The sequence below is a fragment of the Citrobacter sp. TBCP-5362 genome (assembly GCF_005406305.1).
Taxonomy (GTDB): Bacteria; Pseudomonadota; Gammaproteobacteria; order Enterobacterales; family Enterobacteriaceae; genus Citrobacter_B; species Citrobacter_B koseri.
Genome location: NZ_CP040234.1, coordinates 767,011 through 792,507, shown reverse-complemented (window position 1 = coordinate 792,507; position 25,497 = coordinate 767,011). Strand labels below are relative to the sequence as shown.

The window sequence follows — 25,497 nt, the reverse complement described above, 5'->3', positions numbered from 1 at the left end:
CTATGGCGCGTCGCCAGTTTTCCAGCCAGTCCCTGGCTTTGATCGTGATTGCTATCGCCATCAATATGATCGGCGGACAGCTCATCAGCATGTTGAAGTTACCGGTTTTCCTCGACTCCATCGGGACGTTGATCAGCGCCGTCCTGCTCGGCCCGATAGTCGGCATGTTAACCGGGTTGCTCACCAATGTACTCTGGGGATTATTAACCGATCCCATCGCCGCCGCCTTTGCGCCGGTCGCGATGGTGATTGGCCTGGTCGCCGGTTGGCTGGCGCGTGCCGGATGGTTTCGCACCCTGCCAAAAGTGGTGGCCAGCGGCGTGGTGATTACGCTGGCGGTCACAGTTGTCGCCGTGCCGCTGCGAACCACGCTGTTTGGCGGTGTGACCGGAAGCGGCGCCGACCTGTTTGTCGCCTGGATGCACTCTGTCGGTCAGAACCTGGTGGAGTCCGTTGCGATTACCGTCCTGGGGGCGAATCTGGTCGATAAAATCCTGACCGCGATTATCGTCTGGGTGCTGTTGCGCCAGTTGCCATTACGCACCACGCGCCATTTCCCAACGATGTCGCCCGTGCGCTAATGCACCCTTTTACCTCGTTAACGCTCTGGGCGCTGGCCGCCTGCACCACGCTGCTGCTTCCTGCCGGCATGGCGCTCACGCTGTACAGCGCGGCGACGTTTCTCTGTTTACTGGGGATAAGCGCCACGCGCCCGCGGGCGAAATATGTCGCGTGGCTGATGTTTTCTCTGGGGTTCGGCCTATGGCTGGTACACGGAGGCTGGCTGACCGAGTGGATCAGCGGCCAGCCGCGCGATCCGCAACGCTGGCAACACGCCGTCACGCTCTGGCTACGGATTCTGGCGATAGTCTCCACCTCACAGTTGTGGATGCAGTACGTGCCGGTTCGCCAGTTTATTCGCGCCCTGTTCGCCTCACGCCTGCCGCCGGGCATCGCCTACCTGTTTGCCGGCCCACTACTGGTTGTCGAACAGCTAAAACGCCAGCTGTCGATCATTCATGAAGCCCAGCGCGCCCGCGGCGTGCCGCTGGACGAACGTTGGTATCAGCGACTTCGCGCCATGCCTGCGCTTATCGTTCCGTTAACGCACAATGCGCTCAACGATCTGGCGGTTCGCGGCGCGGCATTGGATATGCGGGCGTTTCGTTTACATCGCCGTCGCACCACATTGTGGGCGCCGGAGGACAGCGCCCGGCAACGGGTCGCACGCTACAGCATGATACTGGCGATGCTGGTCGAAACCGGAGTGTGGATATGGTTACGCTAGAGCAGTTCCGTTATCACCCGACACATGCGACGCGCGCCCCGCTGTGCTTCGATTTTCATTATGACACGCCCGGTATCGTGGCGATTTTTGGCAATAACGGCAGCGGAAAAAGTACGCTGGCGCAGTTAATGGCGGGCTGGTTTCCCGATTTTCTTCCCGGCACGATCGACGGAAAAGGCGAACTGTTATGCACGCCCATAGGGCAGCGCTCCCTGGCGGAACACGCGCAAACCATCCAGCTTGTCCAGCAGTCGCCCTGGCTGCAACTTTCCGGCTGTACCTTCAGCGTGGAGGAAGAGATCGCGTTCGGCCCGGAAAACCTTGCGCTCAGAGAAGCGGAGATCCTGCGTCGCGTTGATGCCGCGCTCTCGCTGACGGAATGCCAGCCATTGCGCCATCGCCACCCGGGTACGCTTTCCGGCGGGGAAACCCAGCGCGTGGTGATTGCCAGCGCACTCGCTATGCAGCCGAAACTGTTGATTCTTGATGAAGCGTTCAGCCGTTTAACGGCTCAGGCCACGGCGCTGCTGCTGGCGCGTTTACAGGACTGGGCGCATACGCAACAGGCGTTAATCATTCTTTTTGAGCGTGACCCCGCCCCCTTTCTCGCCTATTGCGATCGCACATGGCAGTTGCACAACGAAGGATTATCTTTACGATGCTGACGCTAGAACAGGTGACTTTTCGCTGGCCGGGCGCCGCTACTCCCTGCCTTCACGATATCTCACTGACGCTGAACGCAGGGGAATGGCTGGCGCTGACCGGTGATAACGGCGCGGGGAAATCGACGCTTCTGCGCATCATGGCTGGCTTACTCACTCCGTCATCCGGCGACGTGCTGCTTCAGGGAACGCCGATTGCGCAACGCAAAAACCGCGAACGCGCGCAGATTCTCGGCGTGCTGTTTCAGGAAGCGGAAAACCAGCTTTTTCACAGTAATGTCGCCGAAGAGGTCGCTTTTGGCTTGCGGCTACAAAAGTTGCCGCCGACCGAAATTGCGCAACGCACCGCTACGGCGCTGAAATTATGCGCTCTGGAAGAGGTCGCGGATATGCATCCGTTAGATCTTCATACGGCGCAACGCCGTATGGTCGCCGTTGCCAGTCTTGACGTCATGAGACCAGCAATTCTGATGCTTGATGAACCCAGCCGGGATTTTGACGCCCACTGGCTGGCAATCTTTGAAAACTGGCTCGCGGTTTGCCGACAACGGGGAACCAGCGTGGTGGCGATCAGTCATGACGCCGCCTTTACGCAGCGCCATTTTTCCAGGGTGGTTCGTCTGCATAACGGGGCCATTACTGAGGCTCGTCAGGCAACGCCTGCGCAAGACGATACTCACCCTTTGCCGTCATCTCTAACGTAAGACTCGCAGGTAAGCTGTTTTCCAGCACCCGACAAACGTTAGGCCCGTCGGTACGGTCAAAAAATATCTGCGCCTGCTCTTCGCTCAGCCCTCCTGCCTGTTTACGTGCGATTAAACGGCCGCGCAGCACATCGGCAGGCGCGCGGATAAACAGTGAATAATCGCAATACTGCCGTAGCTCGCGCCAGGACGGCGCGTTATACAACAGCCAGTTTCCTTCAATAATAACGACAGGCGCCGTCACCTGAATGGCATTTTCGACAGGGTCATGCAGCTGGCGATCATATTGAGGCCAGGTTGCATTCTGCTCATGGAGCTGACGTAAATTACTCGCCAGTTTTTCAACGTTAAAGGTTTCAGGCGCACCTTTAGCGGCGCGCAGTTCATGCTCATCCAGCCAGCGATTATAATGATGGAAGCCATCCATCGGCAGCGTCTGGATCGTCGGTAATTCTGGATCGTTACGCGACAGATATTCCCAGAAGGTGGTGAGCGTTGACTTTCCTGTTCCTGGCGGAGCACTCAGAAAAATAACGGTGCGGCGCTCAGGTGTTTTCGCGTTTAATGTTGCCAGATGCCGTAACAGCGGTTTATGGACATTTTCTACTTCATCGTCATCATACCAGGCGTCGGTCATCAGCCCATTAATCTGGAGCGATATTTTCACGGTGTTAGTTCCCTTAATATCGTCGTTACCGCTAAAGCCAGCCCGGTTTTGATCATGGTGACAAAACGTATTTCTGAATAGATAGCGAAATCTGCAAACTTCATTGATTTCAACGAATTGTAGAGTGTGGCATTCGTCGTTATGCTATTGACGTTACTCATAAAATCCCAGGTGATATCATCAGAAAAACGGGGGATTTCACGCTGTTCACGTAAATACTGATAAAACTGAGAGAAGTGAATCACATCGGCATACAGCCATTTATCCATTTTTCCCAACGCATAAATCAAACGTATTGCCACATCAATGTCATCAAGCGGGCCGCTTTGAGCCAGTAACGGCTTCACTGCATATTCGACGATTTCTTCATCGTTATTGACGAATAATGACGGCAGAAAATTTTTGATGGCCTGCAACAGGATGTCATTTGCGGTTGCCATAAACGAAAGTAAATTATCCTGAGCGTCCAGTTGCTCAAGTACATCATCTTCTGTCAACGTCGTCATGCGTTTCTCGATAAATCACCAGCAATGCAGAGAGTCTATTATATTACACGTTCGATCGATGCCGCCGATCAGTAATGTTTGCGTACTGACGCCATTTTCCGTTTTCTGCACGCCATGTAACAGATCGCCTCCCGTTACGCCCGTTGCTGAAAACAGAATATCCTGGCTTCCCACGAGTTCATCCAGCGTATAAACCCGGTTCACCGCGACACCCATTTGCTTACAGCGACGTAACTCATCGTTCGCGATCAATCGGTGTTCCGCCGTTTCACCTTTCGCCTGACAAAAGTCAATCAACTCAGCCTGCATATCACCATCAAGCGCCTTCACGGCGCAGGCTGATATCACCCCTTCCGGCGCGCCGCCAATAGCGTACATCACATCGAACGGATGATGTTGCTGGCAGGTTAATACGCTGGCGGCGACATCACCATCCGGCAAAGCAAACACCTTAACGCCAAGCTGCGCGGCCTGCTGAATAACCGCCTGATGGCGCGGTTTATCCAGCGTCGCCATACGCAACGACGTGAGCGGCTTATTCAGCGCAGCGGCAATATTACGCAGGTTCTCTTCCAGCGATAACGCGAGGTTAATCGCCCCCTTCGCCTGACGGTTAACCACCAGTTTGCGCATATACATGTCAGGCGCATGCAGCAGGCTCCCCTGCGGCGCCAGCGCCATCACGGACAACGCATTATTCTGCCCCATCGCCACCATGCGCGTTCCCTCAATCGGGTCGACGGCGATATCCACGCTCGGCCCTGTCCCGGTTCCGACCTCCTCACCGATATACAACATCGGCGCATGGTCGATTTCGCCTTCGCCGATAACAATTTTGCCCCGCATGGCGACTTCATTTAATGACTGACGCATGGCTGTCACCGCCAGTCCATCGATTTTGTTTTTATCGCCGCATCCGGTTTGCGGCCAGGCAGCAAGCGCTGCCTGTTCCGTAATCCGAAAAAGCGGCCACGCCAGAGACATCATGCCGCCGCCTCCCCAATATCTACGCCAAACTGCGCCAGCAAATATCTCTCCGCGTTTTCATTCCAGATGCCGTGCGTCTCTTCAACCAGACGCGCCAGCGCTTTGAATAACGGGTCGGTTTTTCCTTTTTCGGCAAAATCGGCGATAGCGGTCAGCGGCATGGTCACGCCGTTATAAATGAGTTTTTTCCCGCCCGGAATATTGGGCAGGTTAAGCACCGTTTCCGGGACGGCATCCAGCCCGCCAATGTGCGTTACCATAAATGAAGGCTGTAGTTGCCCTGTGGCGCTCAACGCAATGGCCTCTTTCATGTCATCGGTCGAACCACCGGACGTTCCCACAACATGGGTACTGTTGTAATGCACGTTGTAGAAGTTAAACGGAACCTTAAAATCTTTATCCGTTGGGCCCGCGAAAAAGTTCAGACAACCGTCTTCAGCCAGCAGTGTATCGGCCATTTCCACCACCGCCGGGACGGCGGCGTAAACGAAAACGTCATCGAAACCCGCATCTTCCGTTAGCGCACGCAGTTTTGCCGTCGGGTTTTCCATGCCGCAGGTATTCACATAAACAAGCTCAATCCCCTTCGCCGCCGCCAGCTCGACCGGCAGCAGTTTTTTCGCTTGTGACAGACGGGCTTCATCAATATCGACCACCACCACTCGCGAAGGCTGGATACCACCGTTGATGGCATAATCAATGGCGCCGATCCCCATCGGCCCGGCACACGCCAGAAGCGCAATATTACCGCCGGGTTTCACCCCCATACGGTGCTCATAAACATAAGGCGTCGTGTGGTAGTTCGCATTGTATGCGCCGATAATACAGCACATGGGTTCTGCCAGTGACGCCGCCGCGAAATAGGAGCCGTGATACGGTAAAACACAGCCGAGGTTAATTGCCAGCTCAGGAATAATCATATACGTCGCATTGCCGCCAAAATATTCATAGCTATATCCCGCTGAATATCCGCTGGGCAACCCCATCGCCGGTTGCAACACAAAGCGTTGTCCCTTTTTATATTTATCGGTCAGGTTTTTCCCCACTTCAACAATAATACCTGCGCACTCATGACCAGTAATAACCGGGTGATTCTCTAAGTCATCAGGCACACGTTTATGCCCGCTACCTAACGTGGCGGCTTTCCATGTCGATAAACACACGCTGTCTGATATTACACTCACTAACAGTTCATTATCTGTAATTTCAGGCAATTCAAACTCGCGGATGCGAACATCCTGCTTACCATAAATAGCAGCTACTTTGGTCTTCATAGTTACTCCGAAAAATTGATGATGCTAATCCGCGATGAGTTTTTTAAATAATTCATCCAGCAGTGGGTCACCGATGTAATTTTTAATTAACACCGTGGGCTTATTACTCACACGCTTAACGCGGCCCTCAAGGCTGGCATGCGTCACGATAATATCGGCGTCATCAGGAACATTTTCGATAGCATGATGAGCCACCGCAATCACCAGACCGGCTTTCTCCAGACGCTTACGGAATGTCGTTGCCCCCATCGCGCTGGAACCCATTCCGGCATCGCAGACAAAAGCGATACGTTTAATATTCTTATAAGAAAATGCGCCTTCCTGTTTCATTGCTTTCACGGCTTTCGCAGACTCTGCGAAATGGTCTTCTTCATTCTCCGTTTCAACGCTCTTTTCCATTTTCAGGATGATCGAAGTCACGATGAAGGTCACCAGCGTTCCCGCCGTTACACCCGCGATCGTAGCCAGGAAAGATCCTTTCGGCGTCAGCGCAAGGTACGCGAAAATCGAACCCGGACTTGGGCCTGCAACCAGTCCGCCGCCTAACAGATTAAATACCCAGGTTCCCGTCATCCCGCCAGCGATCATCGCAATCAGCGTTAACGGTTTCATCAATACATACGGGAAGTACAGCTCGTGAATCCCCCCCAGGAAGTGGATGATCATCGCTCCCGGCGCGGACTTTTTGCTCATACCACGGCCAAAGAAGGTAAAGCCCAGCAGCAGCCCTAATCCCGGGCCAGGGTTAGAGGCCACCATGAAGAAAATCGATTTCCCCGTCTCCGACGCCTGTTGCATCCCCAACGGGTAATAGACGCCCTGATCAATCGCGTTATTCAGAAAGAGAATTTTCGCGGGTTCGTTAATAAGCGACAGCAGCGGCAGATAACCGGCATGCACCAGCGATTCAATACACTCTTTCACAAAATTATTCGCGATGAGCACTGCCGGGCCAATCACCTCAAACCCCAGCAGGCACAGGAGCATCCCGGCAATCCCCAGAGAGAAGTTATTAATCACCATCTCAAAGCCAGCGGGAATACGCTTGTCCAGCAGTCGGTCGATATGTTTAATCACCAGCCCACCAAGTGGCCCCATGATCATTGAGCCGAGGAACATAGGAATATCCGCGCCGATAATGACGCCAATCGTACCAATTCCCCCCATCACCGCGCCTCGTTTCCCGCCCACCAGATGGCCGCCAGTAGAACCGATCATTACTGGCAGCAAATAGGTGATCATAGGGCCAACTATTTTGGCGAAATGTTCATTCGGTAGCCAACCGGTTGGAATAAATAAGGCAGTAATAAACCCCCAGGCAATAAATGCGCCGATATTGGGAATGACCATTGCAGTCAAAAAGCCCCCAAAAGCCTGGACCTTTGCACGAGCAGACTTGTGTTCCATAATAATATCCTGTAGAGGAGAAATTAATTATGCGCGAGCAATAATATCCGCTAGCTGTTTTTCAGATGTCGCTGTTAACAACTCAGTAAGAATTTCATCTTCACATAATAATTCACTTAACGCCTGAATAGCGCCAATGTGAGAGTCCGCATCTGCGGCGGATAGACCGATTAATAGTTTGATCGAATCATCTTCTGTAAACTTCACTTCTTGCCGGAGGAGTGTTAACGACATCCCCGTTTTTAAAGCACCACATTCAGGACGCGCATGCGGCATTGCGACGCCTGGCGCCAGAATATAATAAGGTCCATTGGTTAATGTGGACTCTTTAATGGCCTGAATATACCGTGAGTTAACATAGTCATGAGAAAGCAGAGAGGACATGGAAAAATCAATTGCTTCGCGCCAGTCAGTCGCTGCATTTTTTATTGCTATTGACGATTCAGGGAAATAATCAATCAGCCGCATAAATTATCCTTATTTATATAGGGTACTGCTTATCGTTAAAAACAAAATACTCGCGCGGCAAAGCGAAATCAATCGAGGGGAAAAATGCGAAGAAGGAGAAAGTGTTTTTTTAGAACTCAATAAAAACAGACAGTTAAAAACATAAAAATAAAAAGCAACTGTATTTATGTGCCATTTATCACAATTACATAAAATCACTAAATATCAAATATGTGAATTAGATCATATATAGCCACTTGTCTGAACGAAATTATTTATAATCCATTTATAAAAAACGGGCCGCCTGAGCGACCCGTTCGGAGTTGTATCGTGATTACAGCAGTTCTTTTGCTTTCGCGACAACGTTATCAACGGTAAAGCCGAACTCTTCGAACAGCAGCTCAGCAGGCGCAGACTCACCGAAGGTGGTCATGCCGACGATAGCGCCATTCAGGCCCACGTATTTGAACCAGTAGTCAGCGATACCCGCTTCCACTGCCACGCGAGCGGAAACCGCTTTCGGCAGTACGGCTTCACGGTAAGCGGCATCCTGCTTGTCGAACGCGTCGGTAGACGGCATGGAGACCACGCGCGCTTTCACGCCTTCGGCAGACAGTTTGTCCCATGCGGCAACGGCCAGCTCAACCTCAGAACCGGTTGCGATGAAGATCAGTTCCGGCTGACCGGCGCAATCTTTCAGCACATAACCACCGCGCGCGATGTTCGCCAGCTGCTCTTCGGTACGTTCCTGCTGCGCCAGATTCTGACGGGAGAGGATCAGCGCGGTCGGGCCGTCCTGACGCTCAACGCCGTATTTCCACGCCACTGCGGATTCAACCTGGTCACACGGACGCCAGGTGCTCATGTTCGGCGTTACGCGCAGAGAAGCCACCTGCTCTACCGGCTGGTGAGTCGGGCCATCTTCGCCCAGACCGATGGAGTCGTGGGTGTAGACCATCACCTGACGCTGTTTCATCAGCGCAGCCATACGCACCGCGTTACGGGCATATTCCACGAACATCAGGAAGGTAGAGGTGTACGGCAGGAAACCACCGTGCAGGGAGATACCGTTAGCGATGGCGGTCATACCGAACTCGCGCACGCCGTAATGGATGTAGTTACCCGCAGCATCTTCGTTGATGGCTTTAGAACCCGACCACAGGGTCAGGTTGCTTGGCGCCAGGTCAGCGGAACCGCCGAGGAACTCAGGCAGCAGCGGCCCAAACGCTTCAATCGCATTCTGAGACGCTTTACGGCTGGCGATTTTCGCCGGATTAGCCTGCAACTTAGCGATAAATTCATTCGCTTTCGCATCGAAGTCAGACGGCATTTCGCCTTTCATACGACGGGTAAATTCAGCGGCTTCCTGCGGGAAGGCTTTTGCATAGGCGGCGAATTTCTCATTCCAGGCCGCTTCTTTTGCCTGACCGGCTTCTTTCGCATCCCACTGCGCATAGATTTCAGACGGGATTTCGAACGGCGCGTATTTCCAGCCCAGCTGTTCGCGGGTCAGTGCGATTTCAGCATCGCCCAGCGGCGCGCCGTGAGAATCGTGCGTACCCGCTTTGTTCGGGGAACCGAAACCGATGATGGTTTTGCACATCAGCAGGGACGGTTTGTCAATAACGGCGCGCGCTTCTTCAACCGCGCGTTTAATCGCTTCAGCATCGTGACCGTCGATACCGCGCACAACGTGCCAGCCGTAGGCTTCGAAACGTTTAGCGGTGTCATCAGTGAACCAGCCTTCAACGTGGCCATCGATAGAGATACCGTTGTCATCGTAGAACGCGATCAGTTTGCCCAGCTTCAGCGTTCCTGCCAGAGAGCAGACTTCATGGGAAATACCTTCCATCATGCAGCCATCGCCCATGAAGGCATAGGTGAAGTGATCCACGATATCGTGGCCTGGACGGTTGAACTGCGCCGCCAGTGTTTTTTCCGCAATCGCCATACCGACCGCGTTCGCAATCCCCTGGCCCAGCGGGCCGGTGGTGGTTTCAACACCTGCGGTGTAACCCACTTCCGGGTGGCCCGGCGTTTTGGAGTGCAGCTGACGGAAGTTTTGCAGCTCAGACATCGGCAGGTCATAGCCGGTGAGGTGCAGCAGGCTGTAGATCAGCATGGAGCCGTGGCCGTTAGACAGCACGAAGCGGTCACGGTCAGCCCAGGAAGGGTTCTGCGGGTTGTGGTTCAGGAAATCACGCCACAGGACTTCGGCAATGTCAGCCATACCCATAGGGGCACCCGGGTGACCGGATTTGGCTTTCTGTACTGCGTCCATGCTCAGCGCACGAATAGCATTGGCAAGCTCTTTACGTGAGGACATTTTGACTCCAGATCGGATGATGAAGGCCATGCCCTTAACGACTTGACGACAGCGCGTTTTGGGCTACGCCGGAAAAAAGTGCCAACAATGTAACCCAAGCCGCGAGCCATGTACATGGAGCATCCTTTCGCCGCTTCAGAAATCTCCGGATCGTGTTCGCATGTTGCGCAATCTGCTCACCCCCTTGTCGTTCTTTTCTTTATACTTAGCGTGGCGCTGGTTCATCGACACAAGGCGCACTTTTAGAACAATCCTGATTTCGTGCGGAAGAGAAAACATGAAAATTCGCGCTTTACTGCTTGCTATGAGCATGGCGACGGTTCTGACCGGTTGCCAGAATATGGACTCCAATGGACTGCTCGCTTCAGGTGCAGGCGCTTTTCAGGCTTACAGCCTCAGTGATGAGCAAGTAAAAGCGCTCAGCGACCAGGCATGTACGGAAATGGACAGCAAGGCGACGATCGCCCCGGCCAGCAGCGAATACGCGAAGCGACTGACCAAAATCGCCTCTGCGCTCGGCGACAATATCAACGGCCAGCCGGTGAATTACAAAGTCTATGTGGCGAAAGACGTTAACGCGTTTGCAATGGCGAACGGCTGTATCCGCGTCTATAGCGGCCTGATGGACATCATGACCGATAACGAAGTGGAGGCGGTCATCGGCCACGAAATGGGACACGTTGCGCTCGGCCATGTGAAGAAAGGGATGCAGGTTGCGCTGGGGACTAACGCGGTTCGCGCCGCAGCCGCTTCCGCTGGCGGTATTGTCGGCAGTCTGTCGCAGTCACAGTTGGGCGATCTTGGCGAGAAACTGGTGAACTCACAGTTCTCCCAGCGCCAGGAGTCCGAAGCGGATGATTACTCCTATGACTTGTTGCGCAAACGCGGCATCAGTCCGGCCGGTCTGGCAACCAGCTTTGAGAAACTGGCGAAGCTGGAAGCGGGACGTCAAAGCTCCATGTTTGACGATCACCCGGCCTCCGCCGAACGCGCCCAGCATATTCGCGACCGAATGGCGGCAGACGGTATTAAATAAAAACGAGAGCAACATGTAGCTCTTGTTAGCTGTTCCGTTCGCCTTATGTTCGTTACCTGTCTGAAACCATAGCATTTGCGAACGTGTTAAGGAGGCTCGTCGCCGCCTCCCTTGCACGTTCACGAGTACTGAGTTTTCAGAGGAATGTTGAACATCAGGTGAACGGAAACAATCTTCCTGGCTAAATATTCTCCCGGCAGACAGAATAGCGCTCAAATGGTAATTACCCCATTCTTATAGCGCATAAATTGATAACTTAAGCGCACAGAACGTTAAATATCAGAATATAAACAGTAGCGATATATTCGACGTTTTATTCTCTGATAGAGGATTATTTTAGTATTTATATTCCCCGGCATGTTTTATCACTTCTTTTAACGCCACAGACAAAATATAAAATAGTCCAGTCCCGATATGACCGGCACGCCAACGGCTGTAAGCCTTTGTCACAAAATGTTTGCAATCAATAATTATTCAGGTAACTATCCGTAACGCAGCAATTCAATTTGATATTATCCATAAAGAGAAGTTCCCTCAGTGAAAAAAGAAATATCGTTAATCGCATTAAGTTTATTCGCCGCATTGCCTGCCATTGCCAGCCAACAATCCGACAGCCAGGGTTTTGTTAATGACAGCCATTTAAATCTCTTTTTACGTAACGCCTGGATTAACCGCGACTATCAGGGCGGCGTACAGGACAAAGCCGAATGGGGCCAGGGCATTGTCGCCACCTTTGAATCTGGCTATACCGAAGGTTTGATCGGCTTTGGCGTTGACGGTATTGCGCAGTATGGCGTGCGTCTGGACGGCGGCCGTGGCCGCAGTGGCGCAGGCGGTATCGACTTCTTCAAACAAGACAGCGACGGCCGCGCGAAATCCGATCTGGCAAAATTTGGCGCAACCGCCAAAATGCGCATCTCCAACACCGTCCTGAGCTACGGCAACCAGCGTCCGCAGCTCCCGATCGTCTACGCCGACGATTCCCGTCTGCTGTTTGAAAGCTTCACCGGCACCATGTTGACCTCCAGAGAGATCGACGGTCTGGAAATTAATGCCGGTTATTTCACCGACGAGCAGCGCAAAAGCGACGACCGCCACAACAGCGGCCTGAAAAGCCTCTCTTTCGGCGGCGCGAGCTACCAGTTTAACGATCAGTTCAGCGGCGCCCTGTATGCCTCGCACGTCGAAGATGTGCTGAACAAACAGTATCTGGGACTGAACTTCAAACAGCCTTTCAGCACCGGACAGCAGCTGGTGCTGGACTTTAACGGCTACAACTCACGTCTGGATTCCGGTTACGCCGATAGCCTGAATACTGGCCGCAGCAACAGCATCTGGAGCCTGGCGGCAAGTTATATCTGGGATATTCATACCTTTAAAGTGGCGTATCAGCAAAGCAGCGGCAGCACCGGTTATCACTACGGCAGCTATCGCGATCAGGGCGGCGTCGGCGATGGCGGCAACACCATCTGGCTGGCGAACTCTTACTGGTCTGATTTTAACGGTGAAAACGAACGTTCCTGGCAGGCGTCATATGGACTGGATTTTGCCGGTCTCGGTTTACCGGGGCTGAGCTGGACAACCGCTTATGTTCGCGGCGATAACATCAAAACATCGGCAACCAGCAACGGCAAAGAGCACGAGTGGTTCAACCAGGTGCAATACCAGGTTCAGGACGGCATGGCAAAAGACCTGAAACTGAAGCTGCGCTATTCCGTATTACGCGTGTCCAGCAACGCCAGCGACTATAACGTTAGCGGCAACGAGATTCGCGCTTACGTGGAATATCCGTTTAACATCTTTTAAGTTAAACCCCCTCTCCTGATGACGGAGAGGGGGAAGCACTTATTCGCCTTTTTTCGCCGCCTGAATGTAGAGCATTTCCAGCGCCAGGGTCGCCGCAGCCAGCGCGGTGATTTCGGACTGGTCATAAGCCGGAGCCACTTCCACCACGTCCATCCCAACAATGTTCAGATCTTTCAGACCGCGCACCAGTTTAATGGCGCGATCGGAAGTCAGGCCGCCGATCACCGGTGTCCCTGTGCCCGGTGCGAACGCCGGGTCCAGACAGTCGATATCAAAGGTCAGGTAGACCGGCATATCGCCAACGATCTGATTAACCTGCGCGATGATATCATCCACGCCGCGATCGTTCACCTGGCAGGCATCCAGCACGGTGAAACCGTTGTCTTTATCAAATTCAGTACGAATACCAATCTGCACGGAGTGGTTCGGGTCAATCAACCCCTCTTTCGGCGCAGTGTAGAACATGGTGCCGTGGTCAAACTCGCAGCCGTTCGCGTAGGTGTCGGTATGCGCGTCAAAATGCACCAGCGCCATTTTGCCAAAGTGCTTTGCATGAGCGCGCAGCAGCGGCAGGGTCACGAAGTGGTCGCCGCCGAAGGAGAGCATACGTTTACCGGCTGACAACAGTTTCTCCGCATGCGCCTGCAATTTTTCACTCATCTCGCGCGCGTCGCCAAACGCATAGACCAGGTCACCGCAGTCCACAACGTTCAGACGCTCGCGCATGTCGAAGTTCCACGGGAAGCGGTTGTGCTCCCAGGCCAGGTTAGTGGAAACCTGACGGATTGCCGCCGGGCCGTGGCGGCCGCCCGCACGACCGGAAGTCGCCATATCAAACGGTACGCCGGTGATAACCCAGTCGGCGTCGCTGTCATAAGGCTGGAAATTCAGCGGCAGACGCAGAAAGCCGAAGGCGTTGGAAACCAGGGAGTTATCGTACTGATGACCTAAAGTGCTCATGTCCTGACCTCTTTTAAAGTCGATACATTAAAAACAGATGAAAAAAAATCCCCTCCGCGTCGTTAAACCCGACGAGGAAGGGATTGATTCGTAAATCGCTTATTGGGGCGAATTATCGCCGTTAATTCATACGGGTTCAAGTGAGTATAGCATTCTGCCGGATGGCGGCTTCGCCGTATCCGGCCTACATTCGTAGGCCCGGTAAGCGCAGCGCCACCGGGCATCAGCGGCTACTCGTCTTCCAGGTAAGTGTACCCGTACAGCCCCGTCTCAAACTCTTCGAGGAACTGCTGTTGCAGCGCATCGTCCAGACCGGTCTGTTTCACCTGATCGCGGAAGTGGGTCAGCAGCGTGTTCGGATCGAGCTGTACGTATTGCAGCATATCCGCCACGGTGTCCCCTTCGTCAGACAGCTCAACTTCCACGCTGCCATCCGGGAAGACAAACACGTCAACCGCTTCGGTGTCGCCAAACAGGTTGTGCATATTGCCAAGGATCTCCTGATAGGCGCCGACCATAAAGAAACCGAGCATCGGCGGGTTCTCTGGATCGTACTCCGGCATCGGCATAGTGGTGGCGATGCCGTCACCGTCGATGTAGTGATCGATCGCGCCATCGGAATCACAGGTGATGTCCAGCAGCACCGCGCGGCGCTCAGGCACCTGATCCAGCCCTTCCAGCGGCAGCACCGGGAACAGTTGATCGATACCCCACGCATCCGGCATTGACTGGAACAGCGAGAAGTTGACGTACATTTTGTCCGCCATACGCTCCTGCAACTCATCGATGATCGGACGATGCGCACGGTTCTGCGGGTCCAGCTGTTTCTGTACTTCGTGGCACATGCTCAGGTAAAGCTGTTCCGCCCAGGCGCGTTCCTGCAAACTGAACGTCCCGGAAGAGTAGCCAATGTGAATGTCGTGCAGATCCATCTGGCTGTCGTGCAGCCATTCACGCAGCGAGCGACGGGTGCCCGGCTCGTGCATCTCCTGCCAGGTTTCCCACATGCTCTGCAACGCGCGCGGCGCGTCGTCGGCAGGCGCGGTAGGCACGGTATATTCGTTACGCTCCACGCCGATAATGTTCGATACCAGCACGGTATGGTGCGCAGTTACCGCACGGCCAGACTCGGTGATCACCGTTGGGTGCGGCAGACCGTGTTCTTCACACGCATCGCCAATCGCCCAGATGATGTTGTTAGCGTATTCGTTCAGGCCGTAGTTAACGGAGCAATCAGACTGCGAGCGGGTTCCTTCGTAATCCACGCCCAGACCGCCGCCAACGTCGAAACACTGAATGTTGACGCCCAGCTTATGCAATTCAACGTAGAAACGGGCGGATTCGCGCACGCCGGTGGCAATGTCGCGGATATTCGCCATCTGCGAGCCGAGGTGGAAGTGCAGCAGTTGCAGGCTGTCCAGTCGCCCGGCTTCACGCAGGGTTTCAACCAGTTGCAGCACCTGCGTCGCCGCCAGGCCGAATTTGGATTTTTCGCCGCCGGAAGACTGCCATTTACCGGAACCCTGCGAGGCCAGACGCGCACGTACGCCCAGGCGCGGGATCACGTTCAGACGCTCGGCTTCATCCAGCACGATCGCGATTTCCGACATCTTCTCGATGACCAGGTAGACCTTGTGGCCCATCTTTTCGCCAATCAGCGCCAGACGGATGTATTCACGGTCTTTGTAGCCGTTACAGACGATCACGCTGCGGGTCATTCCGGCGTGCGCCAGAACCGCCATCAACTCCGCCTTCGAACCGGCTTCCAGCCCCAGCGGTTCGCCGGAGTGAATCAGCGATTCGATCACCCGACGGTGTTGGTTGACCTTGATCGGATAAACGAGGAAGTAGTCGCCGTTATAACCGTAGGATTCACGCGCGCGTTTAAACGCCGCGTTAATGGAGCGCAGACGGTGTTGCAGGATCTGCGGGAAGCAGAACAACGCAGGCAGACGCTGGCCTTGCGCTTCGCGAGCTTTCACCAGTTTGGCGAGATCGACGCGCGCCTGAGGTACGTCAGGGTCCGGGCACACGCTGATGTGTCCCAGTTCGTTGACGTCGTAGTAGTTATTGCCCCACCAGGCAATATTGTAAGTACGCAGCATCTTGCTGGCTTCCTGGGAGCTCATTGCAACCTCCTGCATGGAGCGTAGTACACCCTGTTCGCCTGCTGACGAAGGCGAACCCATAGACATGTCGTCAGACATAGCGAACCTCAAATTTTATTAACAAGTGTAAAACAGTTGACTACTATCGCAATCCGTAGACGCGATAACAACCCATAAACAGACGTATTTTCCAGCAGATAGTGCTGACGCTCCGCCTGCGCGACCGGTTTCTTTTTCATATCATTGTAAAACACGTAACCGAACTTAAGTATGACGGTTCGGCGAAACCACGAGAAAACTCTTGTTTCAACAAGAGCGCCCTTGTTCAGTCTTCCGTTACCGACCGGCTCTGGAGTCCTGAGAAGCGCCGAGATGGGTATAACATCGGCAGGTATGCAAAGCAGAGATGCAGATTGCGGGGGACATGCGCGCACCAGAACGGTGCGACAGATTCAGCAGAATACAACGGTTCATTATCTCGTATCACCTCCACGGCCGCCCCGTAAGACAAGCCTCTAAGCCAAAGCAACGTTTTAGCCCGGCTGGAAGTGGCGACACGAGGAATCCGTCGTGTGCTTTTTAGTATGAGCCGCGCGCCGCGTTTTATACCGACAAGAGGGGAAAAATGCAAAGCATAAATGCGCACATTGCCAGCAGTGTCCTGAAAAATTTCCAGTCGTGTTTTCAACGCAACGGGAGTTGATTCAAAAAAAACTGGAAATCGGGTGAAGAAGTGACCTAAAATAGCCATCCAGATGTTAATCCATCCATACTGATTAACACTCAGACTGCCAGTGTCATCAACCTGCAAGCCTTGGTAGAATCCTCTGCTTTGGCTATTCCACACAACAGTTTGAGCTAACCAAATTCTCCTTAGGTGAAATAAAACATGGCAAAACACCTTTTTACGTCCGAGTCCGTATCAGAAGGGCATCCTGACAAAATTGCTGACCAAATCTCTGATGCCGTGCTGGATGCGATCCTGGAACAGGATCCGAAAGCGCGCGTCGCATGCGAAACCTACGTTAAAACCGGTATGGTTTTAGTTGGCGGTGAGATCACGACCAGCGCATGGGTTGATATCGAAGAGATCACCCGTAACACGGTCCGTGAGATTGGCTATGTGCATTCCGACATGGGCTTTGACGCCAACTCTTGCGCCGTGCTGAGCGCTATCGGCAAACAGTCCCCGGATATCAACCAGGGCGTTGACCGTGCCGATCCGCTGGAACAGGGCGCGGGCGACCAGGGCCTGATGTTCGGTTACGCGACCAATGAAACTGACGTGCTGATGCCAGCGCCGATCACCTACGCGCACCGTCTGGTGCAGCGTCAGGCTGAAGTGCGTAAAAACGGCACGCTGCCGTGGCTGCGCCCGGATGCGAAAAGCCAGGTCACTTTCCAGTATGACGACGGCAAAATTGTCGGCATCGACGCGGTAGTGCTGTCTACTCAGCACGCTGAAGAAATTGACCAGAAATCGCTTCAGGAAGCGGTGATGGAAGAGATCATCAAGCCGATCCTGCCGTCAGAATGGCTGAACGCGTCGACGAAATTCTTCATCAACCCAACCGGTCGTTTTGTTATCGGCGGCCCGATGGGCGACTGTGGTCTGACCGGTCGTAAGATTATCGTGGATACCTACGGCGGTATGGCGCGTCACGGCGGCGGCGCATTCTCCGGTAAGGACCCGTCTAAGGTTGACCGTTCCGCAGCCTACGCCGCGCGTTATGTTGCGAAAAACATCGTTGCCGCAGGTCTGGCTGACCGTTGTGAGATTCAGGTTTCTTACGCTATCGGCGTGGCTGAACCGACCTCTATCATGGTTGAAACCTTCGGTACTGAAAAAGTGCCTTCTGAACAGCTGACCCTGCTGGTACGCGAGTTCTTCGACCTGCGTCCGTACGGCCTGATTCAGATGTTGGATCTGCTGCACCCGATCTACAAAGAAACCGCTGCATACGGTCACTTTGGCCGCGAACATTTCCCGTGGGAAAAAACCGACAAGGCGCAGCTGCTGCGTGATGCCGCAGGTCTGAAGTAATTTACTGACGTTGTTTTTTTAAGGCCAGCCTCGTGCTGGCCTTTTGTATTTGTGCGCGCATCTTTTGCCCGGCGGCGCTTCGCTTGCACGGGCCTACGGGTTCTGTCGTTTTGGCGTAGCCGTCACCCGGCGATTAATGAAACCGCTTACCCTCCATTCCATAAGCAATGCGTTGAAAATAATCCTTTTGCATGATCGTTTTTCTTCTGACGTTACATTTTTTTCAGTTAAGTCTTAAATGTGCGTATTCGCGATACAAACCGCCTAACTTACTTCTATGTTTTCAAAGCATTAATTACTTTCACCATCAAATGTTAGTGTAAACGATTACACTAACGTGATTCTAATCACATATTTTTGCGGGCCACTCACCTACCCTTAGCATCAACAAAACTGGCAACCCAACCGGAGGCATCATGCCTGACAATAAAAAACAGGGGCGTTCAAACAAGGCCATGACATTTTTTGTCTGCTTTCTTGCAGCCCTGGCAGGATTACTTTTTGGCCTGGATATCGGCGTTATCGCCGGTGCTTTACCCTTCATCACTGACGAATTCCAGATTACCGCGCACACTCAGGAGTGGGTGGTCAGTTCGATGATGTTCGGCGCCGCCGTCGGTGCCGTCGGCAGCGGCTGGCTCTCCTTCAAATTAGGTCGTAAGAAAAGCCTGATGATCGGCGCGATCCTGTTTGTGGCCGGTTCGCTGTTTTCCGCCGCCGCGCCTAACGTTGAGGTGCTGATCGTTTCCCGCGTTCTGCTAGGCCTGGCCGTTGGCGTCGCGTCCTACACCGCCCCGCTGTACCTGTCTGAGATCGCGCCGGAGAAAATTCGCGGCAGTATGATCTCCATGTACCAGTTGATGATCACCATCGGTATTCTTGGCGCCTATCTGTCTGATACCGCGTTCAGCTACAGCGGCGCATGGCGCTGGATGCTGGGCGTGATCATCATTCCGGCCATTCTGCTGCTGATCGGCGTGTTCTTTCTGCCGGACAGCCCGCGCTGGTTCGCGGCGAAACGTCGCTTTATTGATGCCGAACGCGTACTGCTGCGCCTGCGTGATACCAGCGCAGAAGCCAAACGCGAGCTGGATGAGATCCGTGAAAGTCTGCAAGTAAAACAGAGCGGCTGGGCGCTGTTTAAAGAGAACAGCAACTTCCGTCGCGCGGTGTTCCTCGGGGTGCTTTTGCAGGTGATGCAACAGTTCACCGGGATGAACGTCATCATGTACTACGCGCCGAAAATCTTTGAACTGGCAGGTTATACCAATACCACCGAGCAGATGTGGGGCACCGTTATCGTTGGTCTGACGAACGTGCTGGCTACCTTTATCGCCATCGGCCTGGTAGACCGCTGGGGGCGTAAACCAACGCTGACGCTGGGCTTCCTGGTCATGGCTATCGGCATGGGCACTCTCGGCACCATGATGCATATCGGCATTCACTCGCCGTCAGCGCAATACTTCGCTATCGCCATGCTGCTGATGTTTATCATCGGGTTCGCGATGAGCGCCGGCCCACTGATTTGGGTACTGTGCTCTGAAATTCAGCCGCTGAAAGGCCGCGATTTCGGTATCACCTGCTCTACCGCCACCAACTGGATCGCCAATATGATCGTCGGCGCAACGTTCCTGACCATGCTCAACACGCTGGGCAACGCAAACACCTTCTGGGTCTATGCCGGTCTGAACCTGTTCTTCATCATCCTGACCATCTGGCTGGTTCCTGAAACCAAACACGTCTCTCTGGAACACATTGAACGTAACCTGATGAAAGGCCGTAAGCTGCGCGAAATCGGCGCTCACAACTAACGCTGATAATTAGCGGTAAGTGCCCGATGGCGCAAGCTTATCGGGCCTACTGCCCTCAGTTGAACGCAGACCGGTTTGTCGGCCGCCATCCGGCAAAACTTAGCGGGGTGAAGCGTCCCTCTTGCAGTCTCCATCACCTCCCATTATCCTCTGTCGTTATGAAAACCTCCCGTCTCCCTATCGCTGTCCAGCAAGCCGTCATGCGTAGCCTGCGGGAAAAACTCGCCCAGGCCAATCTCAAACTGGAACGTCATTACCCGGAACCCAGGCTGGTTTATCAACAACGTGGAACTGCCGCGGGAACAGCATGGCTACAAACCTACGAAATCCGTCTCAATCCTGTGCTATTGATGGAAAACGTCGACGCGTTCGTTAATGAAGTGGTGCCCCATGAACTGGCGCATTTGCTGGTCTGGAAGCATTTTGGCCGGGTTGCGCCGCACGGCAAAGAGTGGAAATGGATGATGGAAAGCGTACTGGGCGTCCCTGCCAGACGCACGCATCAGTTTGAACTGCAATCCGTTCGCCGCAATACCTTTACCTACCGCTGTAAATGCCAGCAGCATCAGCTCACCGTGCGCCGCCATAATCGCATCATGCGCGGTGAAGCCACCTACCGCTGCGTTCACTGCGGCGAACCACTCATTGCTGAATAATCGCCAGAATAATCAGGAACTTTTCTGATCTGCCTGATTGCATACAAGAACAACTTTCGCTACGTTGCGGGCTCGTTTTGACACGGAGTTCGTGATGTACCGTAATTTCTCTTTTGCCGCAGCGTTGTTGGCGATGATGCTCTCAGGGCAGGTGCTGGCTACAGGCATCAACAGTTTTTCTCAGGCCAAAACCGCCGGGGTCAAAGTCAATGCCGATGTTCCCGGCGATTTCTACTGCGGGTGTAAAATTAACTGGCAGGGTAAAAAAGGCGTCGTGGATCTCGCCTCCTGCGGCTATAAAGTCCGAAAAAATGAAAACCGCGCCAGCCGCATTGAATGGGAACACGTCGTACCCGCCTGGCAGTTCGGCCACCAGCGTCAGTGCTGGCAGGACGGCGGGCGAAAAAACTGTGCGAAAGATCCTGTCTACCGCAAGATGGAGAGCGACATGCACAATCTGCAACCCGCCGTCGGCGAGGTGAATGGCGATCGCGGCAACTTCATGTACAGCCAGTGGAATGGCGGCGAAGGTCAGTACGGCCAGTGCGCCATGAAGGTCAATTTCAAGGAAAAAATCGCCGAACCGCCTGCTCGCGCCCGTGGTGCAATCGCCCGTACCTACTTTTATATGCGCGATCAGTACAATCTGACGCTCTCCCGTCAGCAAACGCAGCTTTTCAACGCCTGGAACAAGCTGTATCCGGTCACGGACTGGGAGTGCGAGCGCGACGAACGCATCGCCAGGGTACAAGGGAACCACAATCCATACGTGCAACGCGCTTGCCAGGCGCAAAAGAGCTAACCTACACTAGCGGGAATATTTTTAACCCAGCCCCACGCGATCAGATGGCGTGGGGAGATGACGCGGATTTTTCTATTATGCGCATTCCCCGCATTTATCACCCTGAACCCATCACATCCGGCAGCCAGTTCTCCCTGTGTGAAGACGCCGCCAACCATATCGGACGCGTGCTGCGTATGGGGCCAGGCCAGGCGCTCCAGCTGTTTGACGGCAGCAATCAGGTGTTTGACGCCGAGATAACCAACGCCAGCAAAAAAAGCGTCGATGTAAAAGTGCTCAGCGGCACCCTCGACGATCGTGAATCCCCGCTGCATATTCACCTCGGCCAGGTGATGTCGCGCGGCGAAAAAATGGAATTCACTATCCAGAAATCGATCGAACTGGGTGTAAGCCTCATTACGCCACTTTTTTCTGAGCGCTGCGGCGTTAAACTGGACAGCGAACGTCTGAACAAGAAGCGCCAGCAGTGGCAAAAAATCGCTATTGCCGCCTGCGAACAGTGCGGTCGTAACCGGGTGCCGGAAATTCGCCCGGCAATGGATCTGGAAGCCTGGTGCGCCGAGCAGGACGAGGGGCTGAAACTGAACCTTCACCCGCGCGCCAGCGCCAGTATCAACACCCTGCCGCTCCCCGTGGAGCGCGTACGCCTGTTGATTGGCCCGGAAGGCGGTTTGTCGGCAGATGAAATCGCCATGACCGCCCGCTACCAGTTTACTGATATCCTGTTAGGACCTCGCGTTCTGCGTACTGAGACAACTGCGCTCACCGCCATTACCGCGCTACAGGTGCGTTTTGGCGATCTGGGCTAACGGAGAAGAACAATGATCAAGCTCGGCATCGTGATGGACCCCATCGCAAGCATCAACATCAAGAAAGATTCCAGCTTCGCTATGCTGCTGGAAGCACAACGTCGTGGCTACGAACTTCATTACATGGAGATGGCCGATCTGTATTTGATCAACGGTGAGGCTCGCGCCCGCACGCGTACCCTGAGCGTAGAGCAGAACTATGACAACTGGTATACGTTCAACGACGAGCAGGATCTGCCGCTGGCCGATCTGGACGTCATCCTGATGCGTAAAGATCCGCCGTTCGATACCGAATTTATCTACGCCACTTATATTCTGGAGCGCGCGGAAGAGAAAGGCGCGCTGATCGTCAATAAGCCCCAGAGCCTGCGTGACTGCAACGAAAAACTGTTCACCGCCTGGTTCTCCGACCTGACGCCGGAAACACTGGTCACGCGCAACAAAGCGCAGCTGAAAGCCTTCTGGCAGAAGCACAGCGACATCATTCTCAAGCCGCTGGACGGCATGGGCGGCGCGTCTATCTTCCGTGTGAAGGAAGGCGACCCCAACCTCGGCGTGATCGCCGAAACGCTGACCGAGCATGGCACCCGCTATTGCATGGCGCAGAACTACCTGCCTGCCATTAAAGACGGCGACAAACGCGTGCTGGTTGTTGACGGCGAACCCGTTCCGTACTGCCTGGCGCGGATTCCGCAGGGCGGCGAGACCCGTGGCAACCTGGCGGCCGGTGGTCGCGGCGAACCGCGCCCGCTTACCGACAGCGACTGGGAAATCGCCCGCCGCATTGGCCCAACCCTGAAAGCGAAAGGGCTGATTTTTGTGGGTCTGGATATCATCGGCGATCGTCTTACCGAAATTAACGTCACCAGCCCAACCTGTATTCGTGAAATTGAAGCGGAGTTCCCGGTTTCGATTACCGGAATGCTGATGGATGCCATTGAGGCGCGTTTGCAGAAGTAAATTAGTTACCGGATGACGACGCCTTCGCGTCTTATCCGGCCTGGAATTTCACCCCACAGGCCGGATAAGACGAAACTGCCATCCGGCAAAGCTATTTTCAGAGGGTGACATCTTCGCGCTTTCCCCACATACTGGACGCTGTTGCTTTTTTGAACCCGGATACAGAACCTCTGACAATGAATTTACAGCATCACTTTCTTATTGCCATGCCTGCTCTCCAGGACCCAATTTTCCGCCGCTCCGTGGTGTACATTTGCGAACACAATGAAGATGGCGCAATGGGGATTATCATTAATAAGCCTCTGGAAAATCTACAGATTGAAGGGATTCTGGAAAAACTGAAGATTACGCCTGAACCGCGCGATCCGGCGATTCGTCTGGATAAAGCCGTAATGCTCGGCGGGCCGCTGGCGGAAGATCGGGGATTTATTTTACATACTCCGCCCTCCCGCTTTTCGTCCAGTATTCGTATTTCTGACAATACGGTGATCACCACGTCCCGCGACGTGCTGGAGACGTTAGGCACACCGGAGCAACCCTCTGAGGTACTGGTGGCGCTGGGTTATTCATCATGGGATAAAGGTCAACTGGAGCAAGAGCTGATGGATAATGCCTGGCTCACGGCCCCTGCCGATCTCAATATTCTGTTCAAAACGCCGATTGCCGACCGCTGGCGCGACGCAGCCAAATTAATCGGAATTGATATTCTGACCATGCCTGGCGTGGCGGGGCATGCCTGATGAGCGGAACCTTACTCGCATTTGATTTCGGCACCAAAAGTATCGGCGTAGCGATAGGACAGCGCATCACCGGCACCGCCCGCGCGCTGCCAGCGATAAAAGCGCAGGACGGAACGCCAGACTGGAACATTATCGAGCGTTTGCTGAAAGAGTGGCAGCCGGATGAAATTATTGTCGGGCTACCGCTCAATATGGATGGCACAGAGCAGCCCCTCACCGCTCGCGCCCGCAAGTTCGCCAACCGCATTCATGGCCGTTTTGGCGTATCGGTTACGCTGCATGACGAACGCCTCAGCACCGTAGAAGCGCGCTCTGGCCTGTTTGAACAAGGCGGTTATCGCGCACTCAACAAAGGCAAGGTGGATTCCGCCTCGGCCGTCATCATCCTCGAAAGCTATTTCGAGCAGGGTTACTGAAGCGAATTGCCTGATGGCGCTTCGCTTATCAGGCCTACGGGCTACGGGCACGCGTGTAGGCCGGATAAGGCCATCGGCCGCCATCCGGCACAACCGTTCGCTAAAGCCTGCCCTGCGCCTGCCGCTGTTGCAGACTCTGGGCAAACGTCTGCATCCCCGCCTGTTGGCTGGTCTGAATAACGCCGGGCAACTGGTGGATTTTCCCCTCCCGAATAAGATTGCCAACCGCTGGCGTGTTGATGAGCAGTTCGAATAACGCCACGCGTCCGTCCTGCCTGTCGGTTTCCAGCTTCTGCGACAACACGGCGCGCAGGCTGCCCGCAAGTTGACTGCGTACCGGATCTTTCTCCTGCGCCGGAAAGGAGTCGACCAGCCGCTCTACCGCCTGTGCCGCGCCGCGCGTATGTAGCGTCGCCAGTACCAGATGCCCCGTTTCCGCCGCCGTCAGCGCCAGGCGAATGGTCTCACTGTCGCGCAGTTCGCCTAATAAAATCACATCCGGGTCTTCACGCAGCGCAGCGCGTAACCCGGCGGCAAAGGAGCGGCAGTGTACGCCAACCTCCCGCTGCTGAATCAGGCAGCGCTGGCTGGTATGGCGGTACTCAATAGGATCTTCCAGCGTCAGAATATGACCATCGAGATGCTGGTTGAGGTATTCCACCATTGCCGCCAGCGTGGTGGATTTCCCGCTTCCCGTCGCCCCGGTCACCAGAATCAGTCCGTTCTCGCCGCCAAGGAGCGCGGGTAGCGCGGCAGGTGTCTGGAGCGCGTCCAGTTGCGGGCACGTAGTGGGCAGCAACCGCAGCGCCAGCGATGCGCCCTGCTCATGATGAAAAGCGCTGGCGCGTAACCGCAGTTCGCCCGGCAGCGACACCGCAAAGTCGAGCTGACCATCCGCCTGCCACGCCCGGCGCTGCGCGTCGTTAAGCCATTGTGACAGCAAAACCTCGACATTCGGGCTGCTAAACGGGGCTATTTCCACTTTTCCCCGTTTACGCCAGCGCGCAGGCCATGCGTTGCACAGGTGTAGATCCGAGACGTTATGCTTTACACTAAGGGCCACTATTTCTTCCATATCCAT

At 54.4% G+C, this 25,497-nt stretch carries 26 protein-coding genes; 14 read left to right on the top strand and 12 right to left on the bottom strand.

Going from position 1 to position 25,497, the window contains the following annotated elements:
* Positions 1–2: 2 nt before the first annotated feature.
* From FD428_RS03825 to FD428_RS03810, 4 genes are read left to right on the top strand one after another with little or no spacing between them, the layout of a single operon-like run.
* Complete coding sequence (locus FD428_RS03825; RefSeq protein WP_012135039.1) at positions 3–581, top strand: ECF transporter S component; 579 nt, start codon at positions 3–5, stop codon at positions 579–581.
* Entirely contained in the window at positions 581–1,288 is a 708-nt protein-coding gene (locus FD428_RS03820) for an energy-coupling factor transporter transmembrane component T (protein ID WP_012135040.1), read from the top strand. Before FD428_RS03825 ends, FD428_RS03820 begins: the two co-directional genes overlap by 1 nt.
* Positions 1,276–1,953 (top strand): energy-coupling factor ABC transporter ATP-binding protein, encoded by a 678-nt coding sequence (locus FD428_RS03815; RefSeq protein WP_114848314.1) that lies wholly within the window; start codon positions 1,276–1,278, stop codon positions 1,951–1,953. The genes FD428_RS03820 and FD428_RS03815 overlap by 13 nt, the downstream gene beginning before the upstream one ends.
* Positions 1,947–2,654 (top strand): ABC transporter ATP-binding protein, encoded by a 708-nt coding sequence (locus FD428_RS03810; RefSeq protein ID WP_114848315.1) that lies wholly within the window; start codon positions 1,947–1,949, stop codon positions 2,652–2,654. The genes FD428_RS03815 and FD428_RS03810 overlap by 7 nt, the downstream gene beginning before the upstream one ends.
* On the opposite strand, the gene FD428_RS03805 is transcribed toward FD428_RS03810, so the two are convergent.
* The 7 genes from FD428_RS03805 to tkt form a co-directional block, all read right to left on the bottom strand.
* Positions 2,587–3,321 carry a nucleoside/nucleotide kinase family protein gene (locus FD428_RS03805; RefSeq protein ID WP_047461376.1) on the bottom strand — a complete coding sequence of 245 codons (735 nt, stop codon included), beginning with the start codon at positions 3,319–3,321 and terminating at the stop codon, positions 2,587–2,589. The genes FD428_RS03810 and FD428_RS03805 overlap by 68 nt on opposite strands.
* On the bottom strand, positions 3,318–3,827 hold the full coding sequence (locus FD428_RS03800) for an MltR family transcriptional regulator (protein WP_047461374.1): 510 nt from the start codon (positions 3,825–3,827) through the stop codon (positions 3,318–3,320). The genes FD428_RS03805 and FD428_RS03800 overlap by 4 nt, the downstream gene beginning before the upstream one ends.
* Before the next feature lie 15 nt (positions 3,828–3,842).
* On the bottom strand, positions 3,843–4,814 hold the full coding sequence (gene glpX, locus FD428_RS03795) for a class II fructose-bisphosphatase (RefSeq protein WP_012135045.1): 972 nt from the start codon (positions 4,812–4,814) through the stop codon (positions 3,843–3,845).
* Positions 4,811–6,088: a zinc-binding dehydrogenase gene (locus FD428_RS03790; protein WP_114848316.1), complete on the bottom strand. Its 1,278-nt coding sequence runs from the start codon at positions 6,086–6,088 to the stop codon at positions 4,811–4,813. Before FD428_RS03790 ends, glpX begins: the two co-directional genes overlap by 4 nt.
* A gap of 24 nt (positions 6,089–6,112) precedes the next feature.
* Positions 6,113–7,495: a PTS mannitol transporter subunit IICB gene (locus FD428_RS03785; protein WP_012135047.1), complete on the bottom strand. Its 1,383-nt coding sequence runs from the start codon at positions 7,493–7,495 to the stop codon at positions 6,113–6,115.
* A gap of 27 nt (positions 7,496–7,522) precedes the next feature.
* Complete coding sequence (gene cmtB, locus FD428_RS03780) at positions 7,523–7,963, bottom strand: PTS mannitol transporter subunit IIA (protein ID WP_114848317.1); 441 nt, start codon at positions 7,961–7,963, stop codon at positions 7,523–7,525.
* Positions 7,964–8,276: 313 nt separating this feature from the next.
* Positions 8,277–10,268 (bottom strand): transketolase, encoded by a 1,992-nt coding sequence (gene tkt, locus FD428_RS03775; RefSeq protein WP_114848318.1) that lies wholly within the window; start codon positions 10,266–10,268, stop codon positions 8,277–8,279.
* A gap of 277 nt (positions 10,269–10,545) precedes the next feature.
* Here tkt and FD428_RS03770 point away from each other — a divergent pair, with 277 nt between their 5' ends.
* Entirely contained in the window at positions 10,546–11,304 is a 759-nt protein-coding gene (locus FD428_RS03770; RefSeq protein WP_047461362.1) for a M48 family metallopeptidase, read from the top strand.
* 537 nt (positions 11,305–11,841) lie between these two features.
* The gene (locus FD428_RS03765; protein ID WP_114848319.1) at positions 11,842–13,110 is read left to right on the top strand and encodes an OprD family outer membrane porin; all 1,269 of its coding nucleotides are present in this window, start codon (positions 11,842–11,844) and stop codon (positions 13,108–13,110) included.
* A gap of 39 nt (positions 13,111–13,149) precedes the next feature.
* Here the strand turns inward: FD428_RS03765 and speB are convergent, their stop codons facing one another.
* From speB to FD428_RS21915, 4 genes are all read right to left on the bottom strand, one after another.
* Positions 13,150–14,070 (bottom strand): agmatinase, encoded by a 921-nt coding sequence (speB, locus tag FD428_RS03760; protein ID WP_012135054.1) that lies wholly within the window; start codon positions 14,068–14,070, stop codon positions 13,150–13,152.
* A gap of 230 nt (positions 14,071–14,300) precedes the next feature.
* A complete protein-coding gene (gene speA, locus FD428_RS03755) occupies positions 14,301–16,277 on the bottom strand; it encodes a biosynthetic arginine decarboxylase (protein ID WP_024130934.1) in 1,977 nt (658 codons plus the stop codon).
* Between the two features lie 8 nt (positions 16,278–16,285).
* Positions 16,286–16,417 carry an acid stress response protein YqgB gene (yqgB, locus tag FD428_RS03750; RefSeq protein ID WP_047463939.1) on the bottom strand — a complete coding sequence of 44 codons (132 nt, stop codon included), beginning with the start codon at positions 16,415–16,417 and terminating at the stop codon, positions 16,286–16,288.
* Between the two features lie 97 nt (positions 16,418–16,514).
* Positions 16,515–16,652 carry a hypothetical protein gene (locus FD428_RS21915; protein WP_275895627.1) on the bottom strand — a complete coding sequence of 46 codons (138 nt, stop codon included), beginning with the start codon at positions 16,650–16,652 and terminating at the stop codon, positions 16,515–16,517.
* Between the two features lie 415 nt (positions 16,653–17,067).
* On the opposite strand from FD428_RS21915, the gene metK reads away from it, so the two are divergent.
* The 8 genes from metK to ruvX all read left to right on the top strand — a co-directional run bounded on the left by metK (position 17,068) and on the right by ruvX (position 24,416).
* Positions 17,068–18,222 (top strand): methionine adenosyltransferase, encoded by a 1,155-nt coding sequence (gene metK / locus FD428_RS03740; RefSeq protein ID WP_012135057.1) that lies wholly within the window; start codon positions 17,068–17,070, stop codon positions 18,220–18,222.
* A gap of 416 nt (positions 18,223–18,638) precedes the next feature.
* Entirely contained in the window at positions 18,639–20,033 is a 1,395-nt protein-coding gene (galP, locus tag FD428_RS03735; RefSeq protein ID WP_060815922.1) for a galactose/proton symporter, read from the top strand.
* A gap of 158 nt (positions 20,034–20,191) precedes the next feature.
* Positions 20,192–20,689 (top strand): SprT family zinc-dependent metalloprotease, encoded by a 498-nt coding sequence (locus tag FD428_RS03730; RefSeq protein ID WP_114848320.1) that lies wholly within the window; start codon positions 20,192–20,194, stop codon positions 20,687–20,689.
* 94 nt (positions 20,690–20,783) lie between these two features.
* A complete protein-coding gene (gene endA, locus FD428_RS03725; RefSeq protein WP_012135060.1) occupies positions 20,784–21,491 on the top strand; it encodes a deoxyribonuclease I in 708 nt (235 codons plus the stop codon).
* Between the two features lie 77 nt (positions 21,492–21,568).
* Positions 21,569–22,300 (top strand): 16S rRNA (uracil(1498)-N(3))-methyltransferase, encoded by a 732-nt coding sequence (gene rsmE, locus FD428_RS03720; RefSeq protein WP_049010798.1) that lies wholly within the window; start codon positions 21,569–21,571, stop codon positions 22,298–22,300.
* Between the two features lie 12 nt (positions 22,301–22,312).
* Complete coding sequence (gshB, locus tag FD428_RS03715) at positions 22,313–23,260, top strand: glutathione synthase (RefSeq protein ID WP_012135062.1); 948 nt, start codon at positions 22,313–22,315, stop codon at positions 23,258–23,260.
* 176 nt (positions 23,261–23,436) lie between these two features.
* Positions 23,437–24,000, top strand: coding sequence for a YqgE/AlgH family protein (locus FD428_RS03710; RefSeq protein WP_012135063.1), 564 nt, complete (start codon positions 23,437–23,439; stop codon positions 23,998–24,000).
* Positions 24,000–24,416 (top strand): Holliday junction resolvase RuvX, encoded by a 417-nt coding sequence (ruvX, locus tag FD428_RS03705; protein WP_114848321.1) that lies wholly within the window; start codon positions 24,000–24,002, stop codon positions 24,414–24,416. Before FD428_RS03710 ends, ruvX begins: the two co-directional genes overlap by 1 nt.
* Before the next feature lie 100 nt (positions 24,417–24,516).
* Here the strand turns inward: ruvX and FD428_RS03700 are convergent, their stop codons facing one another.
* Positions 24,517–25,497: a type IV pilus twitching motility protein PilT gene (locus FD428_RS03700; protein WP_071257863.1), complete on the bottom strand. Its 981-nt coding sequence runs from the start codon at positions 25,495–25,497 to the stop codon at positions 24,517–24,519.

Bases quoted from the DNA above. Each gene is read 5' to 3' on its own strand.
- FD428_RS03700 (WP_071257863.1), bottom strand. From the start codon at position 25,497: ATGGATATGGAAGAAATAGTGGCCCTTAGTGTAAAGCATAACGTCTCG.
- tkt (WP_114848318.1), bottom strand. From the start codon at position 10,268: ATGTCCTCACGTAAAGAGCTTGCCAATGCTATTCGTGCGCTGAGCATG.
- speB (WP_012135054.1), bottom strand. From the start codon at position 14,070: ATGAGCACTTTAGGTCATCAGTACGATAACTCCCTGGTTTCCAACGCC.
- FD428_RS03820 (WP_012135040.1), top strand. From the start codon at position 581: ATGCACCCTTTTACCTCGTTAACGCTCTGGGCGCTGGCCGCCTGCACC.
- FD428_RS21915 (WP_275895627.1), bottom strand. From the start codon at position 16,652: ATGAACCGTTGTATTCTGCTGAATCTGTCGCACCGTTCTGGTGCGCGC.
- cmtB (WP_114848317.1), bottom strand. From the start codon at position 7,963: ATGCGGCTGATTGATTATTTCCCTGAATCGTCAATAGCAATAAAAAAT.
- FD428_RS03785 (WP_012135047.1), bottom strand. From the start codon at position 7,495: ATGGAACACAAGTCTGCTCGTGCAAAGGTCCAGGCTTTTGGGGGCTTT.
- FD428_RS03770 (WP_047461362.1), top strand. From the start codon at position 10,546: ATGAAAATTCGCGCTTTACTGCTTGCTATGAGCATGGCGACGGTTCTG.
- glpX (WP_012135045.1), bottom strand. From the start codon at position 4,814: ATGATGTCTCTGGCGTGGCCGCTTTTTCGGATTACGGAACAGGCAGCG.
- FD428_RS03815 (WP_114848314.1), top strand. From the start codon at position 1,276: ATGGTTACGCTAGAGCAGTTCCGTTATCACCCGACACATGCGACGCGC.
- gshB (WP_012135062.1), top strand. From the start codon at position 22,313: ATGATCAAGCTCGGCATCGTGATGGACCCCATCGCAAGCATCAACATC.
- endA (WP_012135060.1), top strand. From the start codon at position 20,784: ATGTACCGTAATTTCTCTTTTGCCGCAGCGTTGTTGGCGATGATGCTC.
- metK (WP_012135057.1), top strand. From the start codon at position 17,068: ATGGCAAAACACCTTTTTACGTCCGAGTCCGTATCAGAAGGGCATCCT.
- FD428_RS03710 (WP_012135063.1), top strand. From the start codon at position 23,437: ATGAATTTACAGCATCACTTTCTTATTGCCATGCCTGCTCTCCAGGAC.
- rsmE (WP_049010798.1), top strand. From the start codon at position 21,569: ATGCGCATTCCCCGCATTTATCACCCTGAACCCATCACATCCGGCAGC.
- FD428_RS03730 (WP_114848320.1), top strand. From the start codon at position 20,192: ATGAAAACCTCCCGTCTCCCTATCGCTGTCCAGCAAGCCGTCATGCGT.
- FD428_RS03810 (WP_114848315.1), top strand. From the start codon at position 1,947: ATGCTGACGCTAGAACAGGTGACTTTTCGCTGGCCGGGCGCCGCTACT.
- FD428_RS03800 (WP_047461374.1), bottom strand. From the start codon at position 3,827: ATGACGACGTTGACAGAAGATGATGTACTTGAGCAACTGGACGCTCAG.
- yqgB (WP_047463939.1), bottom strand. From the start codon at position 16,417: ATGAAAAAGAAACCGGTCGCGCAGGCGGAGCGTCAGCACTATCTGCTG.
- speA (WP_024130934.1), bottom strand. From the start codon at position 16,277: ATGTCTGACGACATGTCTATGGGTTCGCCTTCGTCAGCAGGCGAACAG.
- FD428_RS03825 (WP_012135039.1), top strand. From the start codon at position 3: ATGGCGCGTCGCCAGTTTTCCAGCCAGTCCCTGGCTTTGATCGTGATT.
- ruvX (WP_114848321.1), top strand. From the start codon at position 24,000: ATGAGCGGAACCTTACTCGCATTTGATTTCGGCACCAAAAGTATCGGC.
- FD428_RS03790 (WP_114848316.1), bottom strand. From the start codon at position 6,088: ATGAAGACCAAAGTAGCTGCTATTTATGGTAAGCAGGATGTTCGCATC.
- galP (WP_060815922.1), top strand. From the start codon at position 18,639: ATGCCTGACAATAAAAAACAGGGGCGTTCAAACAAGGCCATGACATTT.